Genomic DNA, 21,083 nt, shown 5'->3' with positions numbered 1-21,083 from the left:
AAGAAAATGCAGGAAACCGTATTAACCAAAATTGTGCGCGACAAAGCGCAGTGGATCGCCGAACGGCAGCAACGACAGCCGCTCGACAGCTTTCAGTCACAGGTAACGCCCAGTTCGCGCCACTTCTATCAGTCGCTGAAACAGGCCAATCCGGCGTTTATTCTGGAGTGCAAAAAAGCCTCGCCCTCCAAGGGGTTGATTCGCGCCGATTTCGACCCGGTCGCAATTGCGCGAGTTTATCAGGATTACGCGTCCGCCATTTCGGTACTGACCGACGAGAAGTATTTCCAGGGCGATTTTGCTTTTCTGACCCAGGTCAGCGCGGCGGTTGCTCAGCCGGTGCTGTGCAAGGACTTCATTATCGACCCGTACCAGATCTATCTGGCCCGTTACTATCAGGCCGACGCGATTCTGCTGATGCTGTCGGTACTGGATGATGAACAGTATCGCCGGCTGGCGCAGGTAGCGCACAGCCTGAATATGGGCATCCTGACGGAAGTCAGCAATGAAGCCGAACTGGAACGCGCTATTGCGCTGGAAGCGCGCGTGGTCGGCATCAACAACCGCGACCTGCGCGACCTCTCTATCGACCTTAACCGTACCCGCACGCTGGCGCCGCGTCTGCCTGCCGGCGTGACGGTAATCAGCGAATCCGGCATCAGCCGTCATGCCCATATTCAGGAACTGAGCCAGTACGCCAATGGTTTTCTGATCGGCAGTTCGCTAATGGAAGAAGACGACCTGACGCTGGCGGTACGCCGGGTCATCCTCGGGGAAAACAAAGTGTGCGGGTTGACCCGGCCCGACGATGCCGCCGCGGCCTTTCAGGCGGGCGCGGTGTACGGCGGGTTGATTTTTGTCGCCAGCTCCCCGCGCTGCGTGACAACGTCACAGGCTCGTGCCGTGATGGCGGGCGCTCCCTTGCGTTATGTCGGGGTATTCCGTGATGCGCCGCTGGCCGACATCGTGGCAACCGCATCGTCGCTCCAACTGACGGCCGTACAGTTGCACGGCAGCGAAGACGAAACCGCCATCGCCGCCTTACGTGAACAACTGCCCGCTACCTGCCAGATCTGGAAAGCGCAAAGCGTCGGCGACGTACTGCCCCCGCTGGCGCTGGCGCAGGTTGACCGGGTGCTGCTCGACAACGGTCAGGGCGGCAGCGGTCAGTCGTTCGACTGGTCATTGCTGCAGGGTCAATCGCTGCAGCAGGTGCTGCTGGCCGGCGGACTCGGCCCGGACAACGTGGCGCAGGCCGCGACACTCGGCGCCGCCGGGCTGGATTTCAACTCTGGCGTAGAGTCGCAACCCGGCATCAAAGATCCGCAGAAAATCGCGGCGGTATTCCGGACGCTGCGTACGGCGCAACCCCGCCGTACCTCTCATGAATAACAAGATACAGGCTGATTATGACGTTACTTAATCCTTATTTTGGTGAATTTGGTGGTCAGTACGTACCACAGATCCTGATGCCGGCTCTGCGCCAGTTGGAAGAGGCATTTGTCAGCGCGCAGCGTGACCCGGCGTTCCAGGCTGAGTTCAGCGACCTGCTGAAGAACTACGCCGGGCGGCCGACAGCGCTGACCCTGTGTAAAAACCTGACCGCAGGCACCCGAACCAAACTCTATCTGAAACGCGAAGACCTGCTGCACGGCGGCGCGCACAAGACCAATCAGGTACTGGGGCAAGCGCTGCTGGCGAAGCGTATGGGTAAAACCGAAATCATCGCCGAAACCGGCGCCGGCCAACATGGCGTCGCCACCGCGCTAGCCTGCGCCCTGCTGGGGTTGAAATGCCGCGTCTACATGGGCGCCAAGGACGTAGAGCGCCAGTCGCCGAACGTGTTCCGTATGCGATTGATGGGCGCAGAAGTCATTCCGGTGCACAGCGGCTCCGCCACCCTGAAAGACGCCTGCAACGAAGCGCTACGCGACTGGTCCGGCAGCTATGAGACCGCTCATTACCTGCTGGGGACTGCCGCCGGTCCACACCCTTACCCCACCATCGTGCGGGAATTTCAGCGCATGATCGGGGAAGAAACCAAAGCCCAGGTGAAAGAAAAAGAAGGTCGTCTGCCGGATGCGGTGCTGGCCTGCGTCGGCGGCGGTTCCAACGCCATCGGCATGTTTGCTGATTTCATTGACGAGCCGTCCGTGCGTTTGATCGGCGTGGAGCCGGCAGGTCTGGGTATCGAAACCGGGCAGCACGGCGCACCGCTGAAACATGGCCGCGTCGGTATCTACTTCGGTATGAAATCACCGATGATGCAGACCGAAGACGGTCAAATCGAAGAGTCGTACTCTATTTCGGCCGGTCTGGACTTCCCCTCCGTCGGGCCGCAGCACGCGCACCTGAACAGCATCGGGCGGGCGGATTATGTGTCGATCACCGACGATGAAGCGTTGAACGCATTCCGGGAATTGTCGCGTCACGAAGGGATTATCCCGGCGCTGGAATCCTCCCATGCGCTGGCCCACGCGCTGAAAATGATCAAAGCGGAACCGGAAAAAGAGCAAATTCTGGTGGTCAACCTGTCCGGCCGTGGCGATAAAGACATTTTTACGGTTCACGACATTCTGAAATCCCGGGGAGAGATTTGATGGAACGCTACCACGCTTTGTTTAAACGACTGTCGGAAAAACAGGAAGGGGCGTTTGTGCCGTTTGTTACGCTGGGCGACCCTTCCCCCGAGCTTTCGCTGCGCATTATCGATACGCTGGTGGCCGCGGGTGCAGACGCGCTGGAATTGGGGATCCCGTTCTCCGATCCGCTGGCGGATGGCCCGACCATTCAGAACGCCACGCTGCGCGCGTTCGCCGCCGGCGTGACCCCGGCCCACTGTTTTGAAATGCTGGCGACCATCCGCCAGAAATACCCTGACCTGCCGATCGGCTTGTTGATGTACGCCAACCTGGTGTTCAGCAATGGTATCGACGCTTTTTATCAGCGTTGCGCCGAAACCGGCGTTGACTCGGTGTTGGTAGCCGACGTACCGCTGGAAGAATCCGCGCCGTTTCGCACTGCGGCGATGAAGCATGGCGTCGCGCCAATCTTCATCTGCCCGCCGAATGCGAATGACGACCTGCTGCGTGAAGTGTCATCCTTCGGCCGCGGCTATACTTACCTGCTCTCCCGGGCCGGCGTAACTGGCGCAGAAACCCGCGCCCAACTGCCGCTGCACCATCTGCTGGAAAAACTGCAGGAATACCATGCGGCTCCGCCGCTGCTGGGTTTTGGCATTTCCGAACCGGCTCAGGTGCAAAAAGCGCTGGAATCCGGTGCCGCCGGCGCCATCTCTGGTTCCGCGATTGTCAAAATCATCGAGCAATACCATTCCCAGCCGGATGAGATGCTCGCAAAACTGACCGATTTTGTCCGCGGCATGAAAGCCGCCACCCGCGCACGTTAATCCCGCCAGACCTTCCCGCCATAGCCTGTTTTCCCGGCTATGGCGTTTTATTGTTCTTATCCTTATCAAATGTTCCTGCCAACCACCGCTGAGGCTCGTGGATAGCCCCGGCACGTTTACGCTATGCGCGTGGCTCAGCGTACAACATGACAATCTGGCGTCACGTCACAAAATGACAAACATACTCATAATTATGAATTTATTAAGAAGAAGTAAAAAAAGTTAAAAGTGCCAAAAATCAGAAACCAAAGACACAGAGTCAACAAGTTAAACGGTTTCCAAATATTAATTTTGTAAAAATAGATATCAAATAAATTCAAAAAATGAAATATTGTATTTGGTTTTATTGAAACGCCTTTTTATTTCTGTAGACATAGATTCATTGCTATGTAAATAGACGCCCATCACACAAGTAAAATGGCTTTTCATTTTTTTGAGTTTGCCGTTCTGGATCACACATTTGTAAGCAGAGATAAATAAAAATCGGTTCCGTGCTGCGCTATGTCCGCAGCACAACACTAATAAGAATGATCTCTGAGAGGGTTATAGCGATGAAATTTAAAATTCTGACAGTGATGGTTGCATCTTTGGTAAGCATGAGTTCAATGGCGGTCACATTCGATTATCGCCATGAAATGAAAGATACCCAAAATGCAAATCACCAGGATCGTCTGCTGATTTCGCACCGTTTTGAGAATGGCTTCGGTTTGTCTTCCGAAGTGAAATGGAAACAATCCGGCAATGACTCCACGCCAAACAAACCTTATAACGAACAGGTTAGCAACGGCACTGAAGTCACTGCCAGCTATCTTTATAAATTCAATAAGATGTTTAATGCAGAAGCTGGTTTCAATCTGGTTTCCGACAATACGGGTAACAAATACCGTCCTTATATCAAAGGTGGCGTAAACTTTACCGATAGCCTTTACTATACCCTGCGTTACCGCCCTTTCTACCAGCGTTATAGCAGCACCATTAATGCTTATGACCGAAATGGTAACCCTGCTGAAGCCACTAATATGAAAGGCTATACCATTACCAGCGTGCTGGGTTATAAGTTTCTGGACAACTTCACCGTTGAATACGAGCTGGAATACAACAAAAATACCAAAGCAGGTAGCTTTGGTTACATTTACGACAATGATAACGACAACCTCACTCATGATGTGAAGCTGGCTTACAAGATTGACAAAAACTGGACCCCGTATATTCAGGTTGCCAATGTTGAAGGCCCATCCAAGACGACTGACGAACGTCAGACCCGTTACCGCGTCGGTGTTCAGTACAACTTCTAATACCGTCCCGGTTATCACCTGACGTAAAAAAGGCGGAACTCCGGTTCCGCCTTCTCTTTTTGTTTTCTACTTCGCTTATCAGAATTTATAACCGAAGCCAAACATAAATACCCAGGGATCCAGACGAGTTTTGATACTCTGATCCTGGCCGGCTGCCTTGAATTTCACGGTGGTGTCGATATCCATCCACCATACCGACATATTCAACAGCCAGTTTTTATTCAGGTTGTAATCCAGACCGGCCTGCGCGGCAACGCCCCAGGAGTTTTTCAGGCTCAGGTCGCTCAACCCGGCGTATTTACCCGTCTGGTTAAATTTCTCGTCAAAGAACATGGTGTAGTTCAGACCGACACCCAGATAAGGGCGCAGCTTGTCCGTACTCTGCCCAAAATAATACTGCGCCATCAGCGTCGGCGGCAGGTGTTTAACTTCGGCGATCGGCCCAACATTGCCTACGCCGACCTTGTGCTGGAACGGCGTCGCAGCCAGCAGTTCCACGCCGATATTATCCGTCACCATGTAGCCAAGGGTCAGTCCCAGTTGGGTATTGTTATCCACGTTGAATGAACCCAACCCCAACACATTGTCCGAGCTTTCAACCGGGCGTACCGTTGCCGTTCCAGTACGAACAATCACATCGCCAGCCTGATGAGCTTGCGCCAATGCCGGCATCAACGCGGCAGCCATCATCAATAAAGAAACCTTCTTCATTATCCACTCCATTTGTAAGGTTAATATCCGGGCGAACTATACCCACTAAGGGGTATTTTTGTTTGAAGCCAGATCACATCCTGGCAGGATTTTTGCGACATTATGTCATCAATCAAAACACCCCAAGTCTCTAAAAAACAAAGAATTGATCCAAATCAAAAAGCACAGAAAAGACCAATTTTGCATCAGTACAAAAAAGGAGCTGCGCGACCCGGTATTCGGGCGTAAATTCTTCTGTTCACCTGAGATTCAACACGATTGAGGCCGGTGGATAATCAACCATGAGCGATAACGTCAACCCTTGTATGGAATGCGGTGCTTGCTGCGGTTACTTTCGAGTGTCTTTTTATTGGTCGGAAGCTGATGACGGCGGCGGAAGCGTTCCCGCCTCGCTGACGGAACCGGTAACGCCATTTCTGCGCTGTATGGCCGGCACCAACAGCAAACCGATTCGCTGTTGCGCACTGGAAGGCGAAATCGGTGAGTCGGTCAGTTGCCGTATCTATGCCCAACGGCCCACGCCTTGCCATGAATTTGCGCCATCGGGAGAAAATGGTCAGCGCAATGACGCCTGCGATCGGGCTCGCGCGGCCTATGGCCTGCCGCCGCTGGTTCCAGCCAGATTGCCGCTGCCGTGTGCATGAATCAGAATAAAAAGCAGAACGTCACGCCGGGGTGCCACGAAACAGCTGAACGGGTTACAATAGCCGGATAATATTTTTTGCTAAAAGCCCTATTGCTAACCTTTGCCAAGGAGTTTTCATGCCTATCACGGCCAGCAGATTATACCGTGACACCTTGAATTTTACGCGTAACCAGTTTTTCAGCATCCTGATGCTGGCGCTGCTGACGTCCTTGATCACCGTCCTCCTCGGGCACGTCTTTACGCCCGGCAACGATCAGCTGCAACTACTCAGCAACAGTAATGTAGATCTGTCCTCCATCGAGCAGCCTGGTATCAGCGATATCATCCAACAGCTTTCCCCCGAGCAACAAATGGTGCTGCTGAAAGCCTCTGCCGCCGGCACGTTTGCCACGCTGGTAGGCAACGCGCTGCTGACCGGCGGCATCCTGATGCTGATCCAACTGGTGTCGGCGGGTCATAAAATCAGCGCCCTGCGCGCCATTGGTGCCTCGGCGCCGCTGTTACCCCGCCTGTTTTTGCTGATACTGGTTTGCACCCTGTTGATTCAGTTAGGCATGTTATTGGTCGTGGTTCCGGGGATTTTGTTATCCATCGCCTTTAGCCTGTCACCCGTGATCGCCGTTACCGAAAAGCGCGGGATCTTTGCCTCCATGCGTGCCAGCAGCAAGCTGGCGTTCGCCCATTTCCGCCAGACTGCGCCGGCCGTAATACTGTGGCTGCTGGCCAAAGTCGCGCTGTTGTTGTTGCTGACCCGGTTACCGATGGTATCGCCTACCGCCATGGCCGTGATTCTGAACGGCATCAGCAACGTGCTTTCCGCCATGCTGCTGGTCTATGTATTTCGCCTTTACATGCTGGTGCGCGGCTAAATTCACACCGCTTATTCCGGAGCAGCGACGGCGCTGCTCCGCTATCGTCGCCCGCCATAACGTAATTTTCTGCAAATTGTTACGATAAATCGGGAATCGAGCTGCGCAAACGGCGATAATAATTCAGAAATAGATTGGCCCTTTTGATACATGCGGACCACCACCCCACACGGGTAAGTGACGGATTAACATAATGAAGCAACTGATTGATTTTATTCCTCTTATTGTTTTCTTTGTTTGTTATAAACTGTATGACATCTATGTCGCCTCCGGAGCATTGATTGCTGCAACGGCGGCGACGTTACTGTTGAGTTGGTTTATTTACCGCAAAATCGAAAAGATGATGCTGCTGACGTTCCTGATGGTTGCCGTATTCGGCACCCTGACGCTGGTATTCCACAATGACCAATTCATCAAATGGAAAGTAACCATTATTTATACGCTGTTCGCCATTGCCTTGCTGTTCAGCCAGTTTGTGATGAAGAAAACCCTGATTCAGCGCATGCTGGGTAAAGAACTGGCGTTACCGGAAATGGTATGGGCAAAACTGAATATTTCATGGGCGGTATTTTTCCTGCTGTGCGGCCTGGCTAATATTTATATTGCATTCTGGCTGCCGCAAAGCGTTTGGGTTGACTTTAAAGTATTTGGCCTCACCGGCCTGACTCTGGTATTTACATTGCTGTGCGGCGTTTACATTTATCGTCATCTGCCGGCTGAGCCGGAAAAGACGGAAAACGAAAGCGACAAATGATCGCCCGACACAGACTGACATTGACTACTCACAAGCGGATTCGTTGACCCTATGAGCAAACAAGACGCATTACCTCACGGCGAACTGGTGCTGCGCACGCTGGCCATGCCGGCGGACACCAATGCCAACGGCGATATTTTTGGCGGCTGGCTGATGTCGCAGATGGATATCGGCGGCGCTATCCAGGCAAAAGAGATTGCAGAAGGTCGCGTCGTCACCGTTCGGGTTGACGGCATGACGTTCCTAAAACCTGTCGCCGTCGGCGATGTGGTGTGCTGCTATGCCCGCTGCGTCCGTACCGGTCGCAGCTCGATGACTATTAATGTGGAAGTGTGGGTGAAAAAGGTTTCGACCGACCCTATCGGCCAACGCTACCGCGCCACCGAAGCGCTGTTTACCTACGTTGCCGTGGACGAAGACGGTCGACCGCGCGAATTGCCGGAAGGGAAAAGCCATTTCGAGCCTGAGCAATAATGACAAATGATTAAGGCACCGCTAGCGGTGCCTTAATTTTTTCAACGTCAATCTGGCTGCGACTTACTCCATCGCGGCGCCGCCATTGATTCTAAAGATGATCGTCACCACCAGGTCTTTCCCCGGTTTGCTCTCTTCATAACGCCATTTACGCATCGCCTGCTTGATATCTCGCTCAAACATGTTCTTAGGCTCCGCCGACAGTACACGGACGTTATCCACCCGTCCCGATTCATCGACGTCAAACTGCACCTTAACCCGGCCTTCGATACGCAAGGCGAACGCCCGAGCCGGATATTCCGGCTGAGCCCGGCTCAACGGTCTTGGCCCCGAGGGCTGAGCGCTGGCGACCGGAGCCTGGCTGACCGGCGCCGTATTACGGCTGACTGTCTGGCTGGCCGACGGCGTCGCCGTCGGCTGCGGCGCGGTTTCACGCGGCGTTTCCTTCGGCTGTTCCACTTTTTTTACCGGTTTAGGTTTCGGCTCCGGCTCCGGTTTCGGCTTAGGTTTGGGCTGGGGCTTCGGCTCCGGCAACGGAACTGGAACCGGTTTTGGCAGCGGCGGCGGTTCTGGCTGAACTTCCGGCTCCGGCGTCGGTTCCGGCACCTTTTCCGGTTCTGGCTGAGGCGCAGCCGATGGGGCTGGCGCAGCTTCCTCCGGCGCGGTATTGACCATCACGACCTGGATCGGCTGCGGCGTCGACGGCAGCTTGACTGATGTATTAAATGAAGCAAACAGCAACCCGGCAATCAGTGAACCATGAAAACCCACGGAAATCAGCATCGGCCATGAATATCGGCGGGTCAGGAAAAATGTTTTCTGCGGCATAGTTATATGATGTCCTCTCACTGCGCAAGTTTAAATGCAAATGACAATCATATTCAATAGAAGCCGATCAATTCCCGCATGGGACGGCTCAATCCGCATCGGTTTTCATGCCGCAAAACCGGACGGACGGTAACAGGGATTGTCCTACCGGTATCATCGCGTATGATGGCGGTTCCGTCCCACAATGGTCTGACAGACCGAGGTTTACCATGCTGTATGTGATTTATGCCACCGATGTGCCCGGCTCGCTGGAAAAACGTCTGGCCGCTCGCCCCGCTCATATCGCCCGCCTGCAAACACTGCGGGATCAGGGGCGTTTGTTGACCGCGGGCGCACTGCCGGCTATCGACAGTGAAGACCCAGGCACCGCCGGATTTACCGGTTCAACGGTGATTGCCGAATTCCCGTCGCTGGAAGACGCCCGCCATTGGGCAGACGAAGATCCCTATGTCGCCGCCGGCGTCTACGAGTCTGTCAGCGTCAAGCCCTTCAGAAAAGCATTTTAATCCAAATTTGACGGAGGTCATGGTATTTTCACCAAATAATGCCTCCGTTTTCCTCTTAAATATCTGAAATATTTTAGTCATTTAATGATGTTATGTTGGCGGCAATTTATCTTTAGAGAGTAGATTGTCATGTCAACATCCGCCCCGTCACGCTCCGGTTTTCTGGGCAGAGTGCGTCAATACCGCCTGAGTTTTCTTTCCGGTTTGCTGCTAATCATTGGGTTATTTTCCTTACTACAGCTGTTGTCCGTAGGGATGATATCGAAAACCATGACTGAAGTGCGTCAGGACAGCGCCGCCAACGAAGCCCTGCGCCAACAACAGGCACTGATGGATCAGGCTCGCATGGAAGTGATGAACGCCAGCGACAAGCTCAATCGTGCCGGCATTTACCTGATGTTTGACAAAGAAACCGGCTCGGTCGGCAGTTGGAACAGCCTGATGACCGAAGCGGAAGAGTCGTTAACCCACGCGCAGGCGTATTATCAAAAGCTAGAGCGCTTTTCTGGCGCCCCCCGCAATGACGCCGCCTTCACCGAGCTAAAAAGCAGTTATCAGCAGCTCTATAACGGTCTGCTCGAACTGGCGCAAGGCATCAAAAAAACCAACGAAATCGATATTTTCTTTGCCGTCCCCATCCAGGCTTACCAGACCCTGTTTACCCAAAAATACGCCCGGTACCTGCAGGAAAACGATGCCCGTCAAAAGCAACATGCTCAGCAGCTGTTGGATAATCTTGATGCCGCCCACACCCTGTTTATCGTCATTCTGGGATTGTTGCTGACGATTTCGCTGGTCGTCTGGATTGGCGTGAACAAAGTGATCGTTCATCCGCTTAAGCGCATCACCGACCACCTGCGGCTGATCGCAGCCGGCGATCTATCGCATGACATCGGCATAGAAAAACGTGCAACCCGTGAAATCGCGCTGCTAAACAGCAGCGTGGTGCAGATGCAGAGCGGTCTGGTGGACCTGATAAGTCAAGTTCGTCAGGGGATGGAAACCATGATGCAACAGGTCAGTCATGTCACTACCGACAACCGTTTGCTGTCTGAACAGGCTAATCGACAGTCCGCAGAGTTGAAAGTCACCACCGAGCACATTATCCAGATCAGTCAGCACCTGGAGCAGAACGCCCAGTACACCGAGCAAGCCAGTCATCACGCACAAGAAACCAGTCACATCGCCGAACAGGGCGAAACCATGATGAGCGATGTCAGAGACGCGATGCAGGACATTTCCGGCCGCAGCAAGGAAATGACGGAAGTCATCTCGTTGATAGAAAACGTGGCGTTTCAGACGCATATCCTGTCGCTCAATGCCGCAATTGAAGCGGCCCGGGCCGGCGAGATGGGTAAAGGTTTCTCGGTTGTCGCCCGCGAGGTGGGCGCGCTGGCTTCACAAAGCAGTCAGTCGGCCCAAAACATCAATGCGTTGATTCATGAATCGGACAGCAGCGTCGCTACCGGCGCCAGACTGGTCGGTCACCTCAACGATAGCCTGCAGGAAATCATTCAGGCGGCCAAAGGCACCAGCACATTCCTGAGTGAAATCACCGATATTTCGCAACAACAGAATCAAAGCATCCATGAAGTGACCAACCGCATCAGTTCACTCAACGATACGGTGAAACAGAATGCCCTGCAGGTGGACGCCTCTGCCCGCACCTGCCTTCAGTTGCTTGAGCAGACCGAGCAGCTCAATCTGTCGGTATCCCTGTTCCAGTTGCCCGGCACGGCGGCAGCGGCCGAATCTGACGCGCCTCGCGCTACGCCGGCTCCGGTCGCTAATGGCTATGTTGCCCTACCGCAACACTCGCCAGCCCTGTAATCCTCTCTTTCAGATAATAAAAAAGCCCAACGCTCTGGCGAGCGTTGGGCCTGACACGGACTACCTGATGGTTACCACTCGTAAGCCACCGCATACAATAACGCGCGACGTTGCTGCTTCTGGAGCAGGTAGCGCACGTGGTGGATATGCCGGTAACCGCGTGACTGGGCCTCAAGCCAGCGGCTGCGACGGCGCTGCACCTGACGTTGCATACGCCAACGGCTGACTTCATTCCGGCTGCGTTTCATGGCTCGACTCTTGTTTCATGGCACAACTCTGTAATAAGCGTGATGGGACCGGGTTATTATATCCCTCTGATATCCTCCGCCAAGCGATACGACAGGATTTTCCCGAATCCGCACGCTTGCCCTTCATGCGCTATAGTATTCAGAGTAAAGGACTTTCCCCTTTGGGGAACTATGCATACACTTGAACTCGTAAACATTTCGCAGCAGGGAACCGTGCATTGTTACTATGACAGCATTTTATACTGTACTGAGCGGATTACTGGTTTTTAGCTATTGGCTGCTCGTTGCCAGCATTACGCTGCGTATTCTGATGAAAAGACGCGCGGTTCCTTCCGCTATGGCCTGGCTGTTGGTGATTTATATTCTGCCGCTGGTCGGGATCGTCGCTTATCTGTTATTCGGCGAATTGCATCTGGGGAAACGCCGTGCGGAACGCGCTCGGCAAATGTGGCCGGTTACCGCGCAGTGGCTTCGTGAACTAAAAGAATATCGCCGCATTTTCGCCACTGAAAATAGTGAAGTGGCGCGATCGTTGTTTCAGCTCTGCGAGCGTCGTCAGGGCATTGGCGGCATCAAGGGTAATCAGTTGCAGTTGTTGACCTCATTCGACGACACCATCAGGACGTTGATTCGCGACATTGAACTGGCCCGCAATAACATCGAGATGGTGTTCTATATCTGGCAGGCCGGCGGATTGGTGGATCAGGTGATGACCGCTCTGCTGACGGCGTCGCGACGCGGGGTCAAATGCCGCATCCTGCTGGATTCGGCAGGCAGCGTGCAGTTTTTTCACAGCACCTACCCGGAGGTCATGCGCGCCGCCGGCATCACGGTGGTGGATGCGCTACAGGTCAACCTGCTGCGCGCATTCCTGCGCCGGATGGACTTACGCCAGCACCGTAAGGTGATCCTGATTGATAACCGCATCGCCTACACCGGCAGCATGAACATGGTGGATCCGCGTTATTTCAAGCAGGACTCCGGCGTCGGCCAGTGGGTGGACCTGATGGTGCGCATCGAAGGTCCGGTGACCACCACGATGGGCGTTATCTATAGCCTCGACTGGGAAATGGAAACCGGTCAGCGCCTGCCGCCGCCGCCGCCCGACGTGAATATCATGCCGTTTGAGCAAGAGCGCGGCCATACGGTGCAGGTCATCGCCTCCGGTCCCGGCTACCCCGAGGATATGATCCATCAGGCGCTGCTGACCGCCGTTTACTCTGCTCGTCATCAGTTGATCATGACCACGCCTTATTTTGTGCCCAGCGACGACCTGCAACACGCCATCTGCACCGCCGCACAGCGCGGCGTAGAGGTCAGCGTCATCGTACCTTACAAAAACGATTCCGTGATGGTTGGCTGGGCCTGCAAAGCTTTTTTCACCGAACTACTGGCGGCGGGCGTTAAAATTTATCAGTTCGAAGGCGGGTTGCTGCACACCAAAAGCGTGCTGGTAGACGGCCAGCTCAGTCTGGTGGGGACGGTCAATCTGGATATGCGCAGCCTGTGGCTGAACTTCGAAATCACCCTGGTGATTGACGACGACGGGTTTGGCAGCGATCTGGCCTGCGTGCAGGAGGATTACATGTCCCGCTCTCGCCTGCTGAACACTAAAGAATGGCTAAAACGCCCCTACTGGCAGCGTATCGTCGAGCGGCTGTTTTACTTTTTCAGTCCACTGCTGTAATCACACCGCCCTTCATGCTCTAATACCCCCATCACGTTTTAACAGGAATGTTGTATGGATTTAAATAACCGCCTGACAGAAGATGAAACGCTGGAACAGGCCTACGATATCTTTCTGGAACTGGCGCCGGATAACCTGGACCCGGCAGATATCCTGCTGTTCAACCTGCAGTTCGAAGAGCGTGGCGGTGCGGAGCTGTTTGATCCGGCGGAAGACTGGCAGGAACACGTGGATTTCGACCTGAATCCGGACTTTTTCGCCGAAGTGGTTATTGGTCTGGCCGAGCAGGAAGGTGAGGAAATCAATGATATTTTCGCCCGCATTCTGATCTGCCGCGAAAAGGACCACAAACTGTGCCACATTCTGTGGAAAGAGTAACCGCCGCGATCGCAGCCTAATCGGCCATCATCAGCGATCAGCGACGAACAGCAAAACGCCCCTGACGGGGCGTTTTGTTTATTACCGGGTATTGCTTACACGAGCAGCGCCGGATTACGACAGCGGATCCACCTTCAGGCAGGATACCGCATGGCGGAAGCTGCCTTCGAGCACCGGCCGGGTTTTGGTGCATTCCGGTCCGACAACCGGGCAACGGGTGCAGAACACACAGCCGGTAGGCGGATTAATCGGTGACGGCAGGTCGCCTTCCAGCAGTTGAATCTGCTTGTTGCGCTCCTTGTCCGGGTCAGGAATCGGCACCGCCGACATCAGGGCGCGGGTATAAGGATGCTGCGGATTGTGGTACAGCTCGTCGTAGGTTCCCAGTTCCACCGCATGACCCAGATACATCACCAGCACGCGGTCGGAGATGTGTTTGACCACCGACAAATCGTGGGCGATAAAGATCAGCGACAGCCCCATTTCCCGCTGTAACTGTTGCAGCAGGTTTACCACCTGAGCCTGAATCGACACGTCCAGCGCGGAAACCGGTTCATCACAGATGATCAGTTTCGGTTCCAGAATCAGCGCGCGGGCAATACCGATACGCTGACACTGACCACCGGAAAACTCGTGCGGGTAGCGGTTGATCAGGTTCGGCAGCAGGCCAACCTTCATCATCATCGCTTTGACGCGGTCTTTCACTTCCTGACGCGGCATCTCCGGGTGGTAGGTGCGCAGCGGTTCGGCGATAATTTCGCCGATGGTCATACGCGGGTTCAGCGACGCCAACGGATCCTGGAAAATCATCTGGATATCGCTGCGCACATTGCGCCATTCGGTATCACGCATCCCCAGCAGGTCTTTACCCAGCCAGCTAATGCGCCCGCTGGTGGCCTTCACCAGACCGATGATCGCGCGGGCCAGCGTGGATTTGCCGCAACCGGACTCCCCAACAACCCCCAGCGTTTCCCCTTCGTACAGCCGCAGGGTAACGCCATCAACCGCTTTCAGCTTCTTGGCGGGTTGCCAGAACCACTGTTTATCATCGCGGATATCAAAGTGGACTTTCAGTTCATCCACTTCAAGCAAGACTTTTTTGTTTTCCAGCTCGTTCATACTAATTCCCCCACACTCCGGAAACAGGCACGCAGACGGCCCTCGCCAAACGGCGTCAATTCAGGCGCCTGCTGGCACCGGTCCTGTGCATAGGGGCAACGCGGCTGGAAAGGACACCCTTTCGGCAAGCGCAACAGGTTAGGCGGATTGCCCGGAATAGTGGCCAGCGCTTCGTTCTCTTCGTCAAGACGGGGAACGGCTTTCAGCAAGCCGATTGAATACGGATGCGTCGGCTCGTAGAAAATTTCGCGCGCGCTGCCGTACTCCATGGTACGGCCGGCGTACATCACCAGCACCTTGTCGCAAATACCCGCTACCACGCCCAGATCGTGGGTAATCATGATAATGGCGGTATTGAACTCGCGCTTCAGGTCGTTGAGCAATGTCATGATCTGCGCCTGTACCGTCACGTCGAGCGCGGTGGTCGGTTCGTCGGCGATCAGCAATTTAGGACGGCACAGCAGCGCCATCGCGATCATAACGCGCTGACGCATCCCGCCGGAAAACTCGTGCGGGTACATGCGCATACGTTTTCTGGCTTCCGGCATTTTCACCGCGTCCAGCATACGCACCGACTCGTCAAACGCTTCGCTTTTACCGAGTTTCTTGTGCTGCATCAGCACTTCCATCAGCTGGTCGCCGACACGCATGTACGGATTCAGCGACGTCATCGGGTCCTGGAAAATCATAGCGATCTCTTCCGCGCGCAGGCGATTGAGCTCACGTTCCGGCAGATTGAGAATCTCGCGACCGTTGAAACGGGCGGAACCGCCGATACGGCCGTTCGCGGCCAGCAGGCCCATCAGCGCAAACGCTGTCTGGGATTTACCAGAGCCGGACTCCCCGACAATCCCCAGCGTCTCACCGGCGCTGAGAGAGAAATTAAGGTCGTTTACCGCGGTGACATCACCGTCAGGCGTACTGAAAGTCACGCGCAAATCTTTAACGTCAAGCAGCGCTTCACGGGGTTGTGACGTATTCATCATGGTATGAAGCGTCTCCTTAGCGGTCTTTCGGGTCGAGGGCATCACGCAGGCCATCGCCGATAAAGTTGAAACAGAACAGGGTCACCACCAGGAAACCGGCGGGATACAGCAGCAGCCACGGCGCCACTTCCATTGAATTGGCGCCATCGTTCAGCAGCGCGCCCCAGCTGCTCAGCGGTTCCTGGGTACCCAGGCCAAGGAAACTCAGAAAAGATTCGAACAGGATCATGCTCGGCACCAGCAGCGACGCGTAGACCACGACCACGCCCAGCACATTCGGCACGACATGGCGCAGCACGATACTGCGGGTGGATACACCGCACACCAACGCGGCTTCAATGAACTCTTTACGTTTCAGGCTCAGGGTCTGGCCGCGAACGATACGGGCCATGTCCAGCCAGGACACCATGCCGATAGCCACAAAAATCAGCAGGATATTTTGCCCGAACAGCGTCACCAGCAGGATAACGAAGAACATGAACGGGAAGGAGTTAAGGATCTCCAGCAGACGCATCATGACCGAGTCCACTTTCCCACCCAGATAGCCGGATGCAGCGCCATACAGCGTTCCCACGACTACCGCCACCAACGCGGCGGCAACGCCGACCATCAGAGAAATACGTCCGCCGATCGCCACACGCACCAGCAGGTCGCGGCCGGACGAATCGGTGCCGAAATAGTGTTTGGACACCATGTCAGGCGCGCTGGACATCATATTCCAGTCGGTATCGGCATAGTTGAACGGCGCCACCATCGGGCCAATGACGACAAACAGCGTGATGAGCGTCAGTACGAACAGGCTGGCCAGCGCCGCCCGGTTGTGCATGAAGCGACGGCGCGCATCCTGCCACAGGCTGCGCCCTTCCACTTCCAGTTTTTCGCTGAAATTATCCAGCGCTTCGCGGTTACGTTTATTCCAAAACATCAGTGATTTACCTTAGTAACGGATCTTCGGATCGATGACCGCGTACAGCACATCGATGACCGCATTAAACAGAATGGTCAGCGCGCCCACCAAAACCGTCAGACTGAGCACCAGCGAATAGTCACGGTTAAGCGCACCGTTAACAAACAACTGACCAATACCAGGTAAACCGAAAATGGTTTCAATCACCATGGAGCCAGTGATGATCCCCACGAACGCCGGCCCCATGTAGGAAAGCACCGGCAACAGCGCCGGCTTCAGGGCATGGCGCAGAATAATCCGGTGCAGCGGCAGCCCTTTGGCGCGCGCGGTGCGGATAAAGTTCGAATGCAGCACTTCAATCATGGAGCCGCGGGTAATACGGGCGATACTGGCGATATAGGACAGGGACAGCGCAACCATCGGCAAAATGATGTATTTCGGCGCGCCGCCGTTCCAGCCGCCCCCGGGCAGCCAGCGCAGGGTTATCGCAAAGACCAGCACCAGCAGCGGCGCCACCACAAAGCTCGGGATTACCACCCCGGTCATGGCAAACCCCATTACCGTGTAGTCCCATTTACTGTTTTGATTCAATGCGGCAATCACGCCGGAGGTCACCCCCAGCACCACAGCCAGCAGAAAAGCGGCGGCACCCAATTTAGCCGACACCGGAAAAGCCCGGACGACCAAATCATTTACCGAATAATCTTTGTACTTGAAAGACGGCCCGAAGTCGCCTTGCAGCAACTGCACCAGATAATTACCGTACTGTTTGATCATCGGATCGTTCAGATGGTATTTGGCTTCGATATTCGCCATCACTTCAGGGGGAAGGTTGCGTTCTCCAGTAAACGGACTTCCCGGGGCCAGTCGCATCATGAAAAACGAGATGGTAATCAGGATGAACAACGTCGGGATTGCTTCCAGGCAACGACGGAAAATAAATTTTAACATTGACCTTACCTATAAAACCGGTCTGAGATTTTCTCTTCTATCTATCAAACCGAATAAGGACTGCGTGCCAGCACGCAGTCCCATCATCATTAATGCTTGATAATATAAAGATTTTTAACGTTGAGGTTATCCAGCGGATCTTTACCGGTCAGGCCGCCTACATACGGCTTAACCAGACGGGTATTGGCGTAGTAGTAAACCGGAACGATAACCGCGTCTTTTTCCAGCAGCGCTTCCGCTTCTCGGTAAACACCGGCGCGTTCATCCTCTGTTTTGGCCGCCAGCGCTTGCGCCATCAGCTTGTCGAAATCCGCGCTCTTGTAATGCGAGGTGTTGCTGCTGCTGTTGGCGATCATGATGTTCAGGAACGTAGTCGGTTCGTTATAGTCCGCACACCAGCCGGCACGAGCTACGTCAAAGGTCCCCTGATGACGGCTATCCAGGAAGGTTTTCCACTCCTGGTTTTCCAGCTTCGCATCTACGCCGATATTGCTTTTCCAGATGGAAGAAGCAGCGATCGCCAGTTTCTTGTGCAGATCGGAAGTATTGTACAGCAGGTTAAAGGTCAGCGGTTTTTCAGCAGTGAAGCCCGCTTCGGCCAGCAGTTTCTTCGCTTCGGCATTACGTTTTTCACGTGACCAGCTCACCCACTCCGGCGGAGTCAGTTTGCCGTCCAGGCCGTCGATGTACGGCGGGGTGAAACCAAACGCCGGGGTATCGCCCTGACCTTTCACCTTGTTAACCAGAATGTCCTGATCCAAACCCAGCACCAGCGCCTGACGCACGCGGGCGTCGGTAAACGGCGCTTTCTGGTTGTTGATTTCATAGTAGTAGGTGCACAGATACGGATCCGCCTTCACTTCATTGGGGATCTCTTTCTTCAGCTTCTGGAACAGTTCGATCGGCAGGTTGTTATAAGTCATGTCGATCTCGCCGCTGCGGTAGCGGTTCACGTCCGTTACTTCGGAGGAGATCGGCAGATAAGTCACTTTATTGATGATGGTGTTGGCGTTATCCCAGTAGTTCGGGTTGCGCTCCAGAACGATTTTTTCGTTCACGATCCATTCTTTCAGCTTGTAAGCGCCGTTGCCGACCCAGTTGGCCGGTTGGGTCCACTTGTCGCCGAACTGCTCAACCACTTTTTGGTTCACCGGGAAAGTGGACGGATGCACCAGCAGTTTATAGAAGTACGGAACCGGTTCGCTGAGGGTCACTTCCAGCGTGTGGTCGTCGATCGCTTTCACGCCCAGCGTGTCAGGTGATTTTTTGCCCGCGACGACATCATCGATGTTAACGATATGGCCGAACTGCAGGTAACTGGCATAAGGAGAGGCGGTTTTCGGGTTAGAAATACGCTGCCAGCTGTAAACGAAATCCTGAGCGGTGACCGGATCGCCGTTGGACCATTTGGCGTTTTTACGCAGATGGAAGGTCCATACTTTGAAATCTTTATTGTCCCAGCTTTCTGCCACGCCCGGCGCAGGATGACCATCTGGGGACGTTACCAGCAGCCCTTCCAGCAGATCGCGCGCAATGTTGGATTCCGGCACGCCTTCAATTTTATGCGGGTCCAGCGAGGCAACCTCGGAACCATTATTGCGCACCAGCTCCTGTTTCTCAGCCAGTTGAACGCCGGCCGGCACCGTGGCGGCCCAGGCGGAAACGCCAGCAGAGGCAGTAATAGCAGCAAGAATGCTGACCGCCAGTCTTTTTTTAATAGTGTTGTTTACCATTATTTACCTTGCTCCTGTTCTACTGTTATCGCCCAATCAGGCACATAACTTTTTTTACGTATTAAGCGGACAGACATCATCGCCACCAGAGGAACGAATCTGGCAACACGGCCGCTCAATCACATCTAAATTGTTTTATCCACGCAACACGGCCAGATACGTCATAACGCCGCGCCAACGTGTTGGAAAAATCAACAGAGATAAAAACAGCACATTTCGGCAACCCAAAAACCGCCGCAGCCCTTTCCCAGACCCGGCAGCTCACAGCCATTTCCACTCTTCCCTGATGGTACGCCCCCCACAAAAAAGCAGCCACTGATAAGGCTCTAATAAAATTAACTTATCCATAACAGCCAAGGGGAATAGCGTGATGCCGAACGTATCAGAAGAATCCGTCTTCGCCAATAGATTTTGCAGCCTGTTACTTAAATTTCTTTTCCATCTCGGAAAGTCACAAAATGGCTCGAGCGCGTAAATGGATATAAAAACATCCATGACGAGCGTCACGGCGGTAAAGTTTCGCCCGGCAGCAGATTGTCCAATAACTTGTAAGTATGAAAGAATTAACAATAGATCAGGATAAAAAATGCACGATAAAACACTTCCGCACACAATAACACCATTCCTGGCGCCCCGCCCTCCGCGTGTGAATAAATTAACAGCGAAAGCGCATATGCGACTCGTCATAATGCCTGTCGCCTTTTACACCATATGCATTAGCTTATCTAAGGCATGCGATAAAGAATGAAAATGAGCCAGACCATCTGAAGTGATAAATGAGTGATAAATAATAATGGGCGGCATGCTTTCCCCGGCCCAATTATTGCCGGGAAATAAACATAAGAAAAAAGTATCAATAAAAATAAAGTAGCAGCCCTTGCGGCTATAGCAAACCGGGAAACAAGGTGCGAATTCCGGTGACGATAAATTCGATGCCGAGCGACATCAACAGCAACCCCATGATGCGCGTTACCACGTTAATGCCGGTCTGCCCCAGCAGTCGCACCAGCGCCGGCGCGGCTCTGAACAACAGCCAGCAGCAGAATGCGAAAACGGCAATCGCCACCGACAGCCCCAGCAGATTCTGCCAACCGTGATAACGGGAACTCCAGACAATGGTGGAACTGATTGCCCCCGGCCCTGCCATCAGTGGTAATGCCAGCGGCACCACGCCAATACTTTCCCGATTGGCGGTTTCCGTTTTCTCCTGCTTATTCTGTTTATCCTCACCCAGCTTGCCGCTGATCATCGACATGGCGATGGTGACAATCAGAATGCCGCCCGCAATCCGAAACGAATCAATGGAAATGCCGAACAACCGCAAAATTATGTCGCCGAAAAACAACGCGCCCCAGAGAATGATCACCACGGAGACATTCGCCGTGAGGTTGGTCTTCGACCGACCTTCCGCGCCCTGATAATTGGTCATGCTAATGAAGATCGGCAGAATGCCTACCGGGTTAATCAACGCAAACAACCCGATAAAGAATTTGATGTAACCGGAGAAGTCCAGGACAGGCTGAATCACATTCCACCTCTGAAGATTATTGTCAACGCCGGGAATCCCTGATAAGACACAGCCGATGCCGTGATGCCTCCTACAATAATGTAAAGCATCGCGCGCCTCCATCCTCCGCCCTGATAATTATTCTCTGCGTCCATTCAGATTTTCGACACAAATCCATATAAACCCACTCATATTATGGTCATTTATTTTTAACAAATCGCCGTTATAAATGATATCGATTCTCA

The 21,083-nt window shown here is 53.9% G+C and carries 22 protein-coding genes; 12 read left to right on the top strand and 10 right to left on the bottom strand.

Translation table 11 applies throughout. From position 1 onward, the window contains the following. The first annotated feature begins 6 nt into the window (after nt 1–6). The 4 genes from trpCF to CVE23_RS11000 all read left to right on the top strand — a co-directional run bounded on the left by trpCF (nt 7) and on the right by CVE23_RS11000 (nt 4,704). Nucleotides 7–1,392, top strand: a complete 1,386-nt coding sequence (gene trpCF, locus CVE23_RS11015) for a bifunctional indole-3-glycerol-phosphate synthase TrpC/phosphoribosylanthranilate isomerase TrpF (protein ID WP_100850454.1) — start codon at nt 7–9, stop codon at nt 1,390–1,392. Between the two features lie 17 nt (nt 1,393–1,409). Continuing rightward, nucleotides 1,410–2,600: a tryptophan synthase subunit beta gene (trpB, locus tag CVE23_RS11010; RefSeq protein ID WP_100849539.1), complete on the top strand. Its 1,191-nt coding sequence runs from the start codon at nt 1,410–1,412 to the stop codon at nt 2,598–2,600. After that, nucleotides 2,600–3,409: a tryptophan synthase subunit alpha gene (gene trpA / locus CVE23_RS11005; RefSeq protein ID WP_100849538.1), complete on the top strand. Its 810-nt coding sequence runs from the start codon at nt 2,600–2,602 to the stop codon at nt 3,407–3,409. The genes trpB and trpA overlap by 1 nt, the downstream gene beginning before the upstream one ends. A gap of 551 nt (nt 3,410–3,960) precedes the next feature. Next, nucleotides 3,961–4,704, top strand: coding sequence for an oligogalacturonate-specific porin KdgM family protein (locus CVE23_RS11000; protein WP_100849537.1), 744 nt, complete (start codon nt 3,961–3,963; stop codon nt 4,702–4,704). 78 nt (nt 4,705–4,782) lie between these two features. Here the strand turns inward: CVE23_RS11000 and ompW are convergent, their stop codons facing one another. After that, on the bottom strand, nt 4,783–5,415 hold the full coding sequence (gene ompW, locus CVE23_RS10995) for an outer membrane protein OmpW (RefSeq protein ID WP_100849536.1): 633 nt from the start codon (nt 5,413–5,415) through the stop codon (nt 4,783–4,785). A 338-nt stretch (nt 5,416–5,753) separates the two neighbouring features. Here ompW and CVE23_RS10990 point away from each other — a divergent pair, with 338 nt between their 5' ends. The 4 genes from CVE23_RS10990 (at nt 5,754) to yciA (ending at nt 8,158) form a co-directional block, all read left to right on the top strand. Next, complete coding sequence (locus CVE23_RS10990; RefSeq protein WP_229705541.1) at nt 5,754–6,059, top strand: YkgJ family cysteine cluster protein; 306 nt, start codon at nt 5,754–5,756, stop codon at nt 6,057–6,059. Between the two features lie 118 nt (nt 6,060–6,177). Next, nucleotides 6,178–6,930: a YciC family protein gene (locus CVE23_RS10985; protein WP_100849535.1), complete on the top strand. Its 753-nt coding sequence runs from the start codon at nt 6,178–6,180 to the stop codon at nt 6,928–6,930. Between the two features lie 193 nt (nt 6,931–7,123). Then, complete coding sequence (locus CVE23_RS10980; protein ID WP_100849534.1) at nt 7,124–7,684, top strand: septation protein A; 561 nt, start codon at nt 7,124–7,126, stop codon at nt 7,682–7,684. Nucleotides 7,685–7,735: 51 nt separating this feature from the next. Next, entirely contained in the window at nt 7,736–8,158 is a 423-nt protein-coding gene (gene yciA / locus CVE23_RS10975; RefSeq protein ID WP_013317876.1) for an acyl-CoA thioester hydrolase YciA, read from the top strand. Nucleotides 8,159–8,221: 63 nt separating this feature from the next. Here yciA and tonB read toward each other — a convergent pair whose 3' ends face one another. After that, nucleotides 8,222–8,986, bottom strand: a complete 765-nt coding sequence (gene tonB, locus CVE23_RS10970) for a TonB system transport protein TonB (protein WP_100849533.1) — start codon at nt 8,984–8,986, stop codon at nt 8,222–8,224. Between the two features lie 209 nt (nt 8,987–9,195). Between tonB and CVE23_RS10965 the strand changes: the two genes are divergently transcribed. Continuing rightward, nucleotides 9,196–9,492, top strand: coding sequence for a YciI family protein (locus CVE23_RS10965; protein WP_038658828.1), 297 nt, complete (start codon nt 9,196–9,198; stop codon nt 9,490–9,492). Nucleotides 9,493–9,621: 129 nt separating this feature from the next. Next, entirely contained in the window at nt 9,622–11,322 is a 1,701-nt protein-coding gene (locus tag CVE23_RS10960; protein WP_100849532.1) for a methyl-accepting chemotaxis protein, read from the top strand. A gap of 71 nt (nt 11,323–11,393) precedes the next feature. On the opposite strand, the gene CVE23_RS22740 is transcribed toward CVE23_RS10960, so the two are convergent. Continuing rightward, nucleotides 11,394–11,570 (bottom strand): YciY family protein, encoded by a 177-nt coding sequence (locus CVE23_RS22740; RefSeq protein ID WP_087881238.1) that lies wholly within the window; start codon nt 11,568–11,570, stop codon nt 11,394–11,396. Nucleotides 11,571–11,796: 226 nt separating this feature from the next. Between CVE23_RS22740 and cls the strand changes: the two genes are divergently transcribed. Both cls and CVE23_RS10950 read left to right on the top strand, forming a co-directional pair. Next, the gene (cls, locus tag CVE23_RS10955) at nt 11,797–13,257 is read left to right on the top strand and encodes a cardiolipin synthase (RefSeq protein WP_100849531.1); all 1,461 of its coding nucleotides are present in this window, start codon (nt 11,797–11,799) and stop codon (nt 13,255–13,257) included. Nucleotides 13,258–13,311: 54 nt separating this feature from the next. Further along, complete coding sequence (locus CVE23_RS10950) at nt 13,312–13,635, top strand: HI1450 family dsDNA-mimic protein (RefSeq protein ID WP_013317870.1); 324 nt, start codon at nt 13,312–13,314, stop codon at nt 13,633–13,635. Between the two features lie 114 nt (nt 13,636–13,749). Here the strand turns inward: CVE23_RS10950 and oppF are convergent, their stop codons facing one another. The 7 genes from oppF to CVE23_RS10915 form a co-directional block, all read right to left on the bottom strand. Then, nucleotides 13,750–14,754, bottom strand: coding sequence for a murein tripeptide/oligopeptide ABC transporter ATP binding protein OppF (oppF, locus tag CVE23_RS10945; protein ID WP_049853961.1), 1,005 nt, complete (start codon nt 14,752–14,754; stop codon nt 13,750–13,752). Beyond that, on the bottom strand, nt 14,751–15,740 hold the full coding sequence (gene oppD / locus CVE23_RS10940) for an ABC transporter ATP-binding protein (RefSeq protein ID WP_038919003.1): 990 nt from the start codon (nt 15,738–15,740) through the stop codon (nt 14,751–14,753). Before oppD ends, oppF begins: the two co-directional genes overlap by 4 nt. Nucleotides 15,741–15,756: 16 nt before the next feature. Continuing rightward, a complete protein-coding gene (oppC, locus tag CVE23_RS10935; RefSeq protein ID WP_038658842.1) occupies nt 15,757–16,665 on the bottom strand; it encodes an oligopeptide ABC transporter permease OppC in 909 nt (302 codons plus the stop codon). Nucleotides 16,666–16,677: 12 nt separating this feature from the next. Continuing rightward, nucleotides 16,678–17,598, bottom strand: a complete 921-nt coding sequence (gene oppB / locus CVE23_RS10930) for an oligopeptide ABC transporter permease OppB (RefSeq protein WP_038658845.1) — start codon at nt 17,596–17,598, stop codon at nt 16,678–16,680. Nucleotides 17,599–17,687: 89 nt separating this feature from the next. Beyond that, nucleotides 17,688–19,331, bottom strand: coding sequence for an oligopeptide ABC transporter substrate-binding protein OppA (gene oppA / locus CVE23_RS10925; protein WP_038919001.1), 1,644 nt, complete (start codon nt 19,329–19,331; stop codon nt 17,688–17,690). A gap of 261 nt (nt 19,332–19,592) precedes the next feature. Further along, nucleotides 19,593–20,018, bottom strand: coding sequence for a hypothetical protein (locus CVE23_RS10920; protein WP_039693953.1), 426 nt, complete (start codon nt 20,016–20,018; stop codon nt 19,593–19,595). Nucleotides 20,019–20,214: 196 nt separating this feature from the next. Beyond that, the gene (locus CVE23_RS10915) at nt 20,215–20,859 is read right to left on the bottom strand and encodes a YchE family NAAT transporter (protein ID WP_038658852.1); all 645 of its coding nucleotides are present in this window, start codon (nt 20,857–20,859) and stop codon (nt 20,215–20,217) included. Between the last annotated feature and the right edge of the window lie 224 nt (nt 20,860–21,083).

The sequence above is a fragment of the Dickeya fangzhongdai genome (genome assembly GCF_002812485.1).
GTDB lineage: Bacteria > Pseudomonadota > Gammaproteobacteria > Enterobacterales > Enterobacteriaceae > Dickeya > Dickeya fangzhongdai.
This window is presented reverse-complemented; position numbering and strand designations above follow the sequence as displayed.

What these genes read in the sequence shown, in the direction of transcription:
- oppD (WP_038919003.1), bottom strand. Translation starts at nt 15,740, where the DNA reads ATGATGAATACGTCACAACCCCGTGAAGCGCTGCTTGACGTTAAAGAT.
- yciA (WP_013317876.1), top strand. Translation starts at nt 7,736, where the DNA reads ATGAGCAAACAAGACGCATTACCTCACGGCGAACTGGTGCTGCGCACG.
- oppC (WP_038658842.1), bottom strand. Translation starts at nt 16,665, where the DNA reads ATGTTTTGGAATAAACGTAACCGCGAAGCGCTGGATAATTTCAGCGAA.
- CVE23_RS10950 (WP_013317870.1), top strand. Translation starts at nt 13,312, where the DNA reads ATGGATTTAAATAACCGCCTGACAGAAGATGAAACGCTGGAACAGGCC.
- CVE23_RS10920 (WP_039693953.1), bottom strand. Translation starts at nt 20,018, where the DNA reads ATGACGAGTCGCATATGCGCTTTCGCTGTTAATTTATTCACACGCGGA.
- ompW (WP_100849536.1), bottom strand. Translation starts at nt 5,415, where the DNA reads ATGAAGAAGGTTTCTTTATTGATGATGGCTGCCGCGTTGATGCCGGCA.
- CVE23_RS11000 (WP_100849537.1), top strand. Translation starts at nt 3,961, where the DNA reads ATGAAATTTAAAATTCTGACAGTGATGGTTGCATCTTTGGTAAGCATG.
- tonB (WP_100849533.1), bottom strand. Translation starts at nt 8,986, where the DNA reads ATGCCGCAGAAAACATTTTTCCTGACCCGCCGATATTCATGGCCGATG.
- CVE23_RS10980 (WP_100849534.1), top strand. Translation starts at nt 7,124, where the DNA reads ATGAAGCAACTGATTGATTTTATTCCTCTTATTGTTTTCTTTGTTTGT.
- oppF (WP_049853961.1), bottom strand. Translation starts at nt 14,754, where the DNA reads ATGAACGAGCTGGAAAACAAAAAAGTCTTGCTTGAAGTGGATGAACTG.
- oppA (WP_038919001.1), bottom strand. Translation starts at nt 19,331, where the DNA reads ATGGTAAACAACACTATTAAAAAAAGACTGGCGGTCAGCATTCTTGCT.
- trpB (WP_100849539.1), top strand. Translation starts at nt 1,410, where the DNA reads ATGACGTTACTTAATCCTTATTTTGGTGAATTTGGTGGTCAGTACGTA.
- oppB (WP_038658845.1), bottom strand. Translation starts at nt 17,598, where the DNA reads ATGTTAAAATTTATTTTCCGTCGTTGCCTGGAAGCAATCCCGACGTTG.
- trpA (WP_100849538.1), top strand. Translation starts at nt 2,600, where the DNA reads ATGGAACGCTACCACGCTTTGTTTAAACGACTGTCGGAAAAACAGGAA.
- CVE23_RS10960 (WP_100849532.1), top strand. Translation starts at nt 9,622, where the DNA reads ATGTCAACATCCGCCCCGTCACGCTCCGGTTTTCTGGGCAGAGTGCGT.
- CVE23_RS10985 (WP_100849535.1), top strand. Translation starts at nt 6,178, where the DNA reads ATGCCTATCACGGCCAGCAGATTATACCGTGACACCTTGAATTTTACG.
- trpCF (WP_100850454.1), top strand. Translation starts at nt 7, where the DNA reads ATGCAGGAAACCGTATTAACCAAAATTGTGCGCGACAAAGCGCAGTGG.
- CVE23_RS10965 (WP_038658828.1), top strand. Translation starts at nt 9,196, where the DNA reads ATGCTGTATGTGATTTATGCCACCGATGTGCCCGGCTCGCTGGAAAAA.
- CVE23_RS22740 (WP_087881238.1), bottom strand. Translation starts at nt 11,570, where the DNA reads ATGAAACGCAGCCGGAATGAAGTCAGCCGTTGGCGTATGCAACGTCAG.
- cls (WP_100849531.1), top strand. Translation starts at nt 11,797, where the DNA reads ATGACAGCATTTTATACTGTACTGAGCGGATTACTGGTTTTTAGCTAT.